The sequence below is a fragment of the Janthinobacterium sp. GW460-12-1-14-LB5 genome (genome assembly GCF_059423585.1).
The window spans coordinates 1-2,952 of sequence record NZ_JBWKYD010000059.1 but is presented as its reverse complement, the minus strand read 5'-3'; the positions used below and the strand labels follow the sequence as shown (position 1 = coordinate 2,952).

Here is a 2,952-nt window from a genome sequence, read left to right as displayed (position 1 = left end):
TGGGTCTGGTTGGCAGAGGCGCGCATGCTACTCAACAGACTTGCTTATAAGGGTTAATTTCGTCTACACCCTGTAAGAGCGGCTGATAAAACGCCCAAGGCGTTGTTGCCTGCCTCTCGCCGTACTGGCGTACTGTCTTGGGGGCGGCGCTTTGGCCCTGCGCGTTTTTCCCGGCCGTTTTCGATTTCTCCCCTCACACCACGATGATATTCGCCTGCGCCTTGAGCGGGCAGGGCAGGGTGTCGTCGAAGGTGATTTCGATGGCGCTGGCGACGAACATGCCGCCGATGTGCTGGGCGGCGATTTCGGGCGGCGTGCCGGGCTTGGTCAGGTTGACGTCCTGGGCGAAGACGAAGACTCGCCAGGTGCCAAAGACCTTTTGATCGTATTGCAGCAGGGTGCGGTAAGCCCGTTTCAAGTCCAGGCTGCCTGCGTACACGCCGTCATTGGCGCCCGGGTCGAAGCCCAGGCCGTCGTCGGTCAGCGATTCCACGAAGTACAGGCCCTGCGGCGCTTGGAACAGCACGAAGGCGTACAGTTCCGTGCCGCGGAAGACATTGCCATCGTCGCGCTTGAAGCTGGCGCGCAGCCACAACGGTTCATAGGCTTGCACGACGGCGGGCGTATCCGTTTCCACCGGCCCCGCCACATGGATGTTGACTTGCGTTTCGGTGACGGCGTGCTGGTAGGTGGCGCCCGTGGTGAAACGCTCATACTCCCAGCTGATGTCGGCCGTGTAGGGCAGGCCCGCGTTCGGCGCTTCCGGTAACACCCATTTCGCCACCACTCTTTCGGCCAGGGTCAGTTCGCCGGCGGCCGGTGGTGTTGCTTCCTGGCCACGCCAGAACGGATCCGCGATATCGGAGCAGGCGACGGCGATGGCGCCCGAGGCGATGGCCGAAGCCACGCCGGCGACCGTGAACTCGGGCTGGCCCGAGCCGGCCCCTTCGAGCGAGCAGCAATCGACACTGGGATCTGTTTCCTCGAAGGTGCCGCCCACGCTGAAGCTGGCCTTGCCTGAGCCGAGCGCCGCCGAAATGATGGCCACCAGCGCGGCGATGATGGCAATGATGATGGCGAGAATCTTCCACCACGGATCGGAAAACGGCAAATCCCCATGCGTGCCCGCGTAGGCGGGATTCGGCGTCCAGACGAGGGTCATGCCGGTCGGCACGATGGGCCCGAAGCCGGGCGGGCAGCGGCACTCCTTCCCATCCGTGCCCGTGCTGCCCCAGCGCTTGCCCGGCAGGTGACCCTGCGGCTTGGACAGTTCCAGCGTGCCTTCCTCGACCGTGCAGGTATAGGTATTGCTCATGCTGTCGAAGCGCGTCTGCGAGACGAAGATTTGCTGGATCGAGCGGTGCGGCGTGTAGCCGTCGGCCTTGGCGACAAAGCTGACCAGGCGCTTGCCGGGCGTGGCGTGCTGGAAGTCGGCGTCCCACATCACCAGCATGGCCGCGCCGGCGGGCACGCTGGCAAAGAAGAAGGTGCGCGCCACGGGCACGATGCCGGGGTCGCCCACGCTTTCCAGGTACACCGTGACATTCGTCAGCGGGCTGCCGGACATGTTGGTGACGTGGGCGGCGATGCGCAAGCCATAGATGGCATTGTCGAAGATGCCGTCCGGCAACATGATATTGGTGACGGGCTCGATCGCGAACGGCCGCGTCAGCACCTGCATGGGGGTATCGCTCATGATGCCTGCTCCTCGGGGCTTTGCTGTTCTTGAGCTTGTTCTTTTTCCAGATCGGTGACGACATACGTGATGCCGCCCATGACCTTGCCTTCCTGCGTTTCCAGTACGCGCAGCAGCGCATATTGGCGTGGCGGCAAGGCTTCGGCGCGCAGGCTCAGGTACACGGCCTGCGCCTGGCCGCGCGGCACTTCCAGCGCCAGTTTTTGCTCGCCGGGCACGTCGCCATTGCAGTGGGGCGTGCGCGCCAGGCCCGCGACCAGCTGGGCATCCCTGGCCGGTTGCCACCGCTCAAGTCCGAGCGTGGCCAGCAGGCGCTCCGGCAGCTCGCCGCCATACTCGATCTGCAGTTCCACTTTTTTCGTTGCGCGGGGCAGGGCGGCCACCGCGATGGACAGCAATTGCGCGCGCCTTGCCGCCAGCACCACGGTGACGTTGCGCTGGGCAATCTGCTCGTGCTGCTTGGGCTGGAAGGGAAAGCCGTTGGGCAGGGGATCGGGCAGCGGGTTGACGTCGCCAGGCCCGTGGGCCACGGCCAGCAGGCACTCGTGGCCGCCATTGACGATGACGGGGATCCAGGGCACCAGGCACAGCACTTCCTGCGTGGCGCCGGGCGGCAAGTCGGCAAACGCGGAACCGATCAGCGTGGCGGCGCCGACGGCGATCTGGCCGGAAGGGTCGGCCCAGTAAAAGTCCACGCGCACGCCGTTCGAGGCGCTGTTGCCCGTGTTGTGCACGCGGCCCCACAGGTAATTGCTGATGCCGGCAATGGGCGCGCCGGGCGGGCCATTCGGATCATTGCCCGGCACGACCCAGATATCGGCGCTGTCCCACCACGAGGGCTGGCCGTCTTCGATGATCAGGTGGGCTGGCATGGCAATCTCCTTGTCCGTGGCCTGTGCTTGTAGCTTAGGACGCTGCTGCGGATGCTTTTTGATCGATATCAAGACTGTTCAACACGGTGCCGGTACGCCGTGGCGGTGCGTGCGTAAGGTAATATTGCGGCAGAATGCAGCAGAGTAAATCCAGGAAAAGGTTGGAATGTGTCTGAAACAGTGAATGACGTTTGCATCAACGCCGCTTGCGGCCGGACTTTGCCGCTGCGCGTGGCGCATTGCCCGTTTTGCGGCGCGCGCCAGGTGGCGCCAGCACCGGTCCTGGAGAAAGCCGTGGTACCGCCCCCGGTGCCGCGCGTGCCGCCGCCGGTGCCGGTAGCGGCTCCCGCGCCCACGCCCACGCCCACGCCCACGCCCACGCCT

The 2,952-nt window shown here is 65.0% G+C and carries 3 protein-coding genes; 1 reads left to right on the top strand and 2 read right to left on the bottom strand.

Features of this window, described 5'->3' with window-relative positions; translation table 11 throughout:
* Positions 1-193 precede the first annotated feature (193 nt).
* Both AC07X6_RS28460 and AC07X6_RS28455 read right to left on the bottom strand, forming a co-directional pair.
* Positions 194-1,696, bottom strand: coding sequence for a hypothetical protein (locus tag AC07X6_RS28460; protein ID WP_494793209.1), 1,503 nt, complete (start codon positions 1,694-1,696; stop codon positions 194-196).
* Complete coding sequence (locus AC07X6_RS28455; RefSeq protein WP_494793208.1) at positions 1,693-2,568, bottom strand: hypothetical protein; 876 nt, start codon at positions 2,566-2,568, stop codon at positions 1,693-1,695. The genes AC07X6_RS28460 and AC07X6_RS28455 overlap by 4 nt, the downstream gene beginning before the upstream one ends.
* 168 nt (positions 2,569-2,736) lie before the next feature.
* Here AC07X6_RS28455 and AC07X6_RS28450 point away from each other — a divergent pair.
* Positions 2,737-2,952: hypothetical protein (locus AC07X6_RS28450; RefSeq protein ID WP_494793207.1), on the top strand; the 216-nt coding region annotated here is incomplete at its 3' end.

Excerpts from the sequence above, each read along its gene's own strand:
- AC07X6_RS28460 (WP_494793209.1), bottom strand. The coding sequence starts at position 1,696 with ATGAGCGATACCCCCATGCAGGTGCTGACGCGGCCGTTCGCGATCGAG.
- AC07X6_RS28455 (WP_494793208.1), bottom strand. The coding sequence starts at position 2,568 with ATGCCAGCCCACCTGATCATCGAAGACGGCCAGCCCTCGTGGTGGGAC.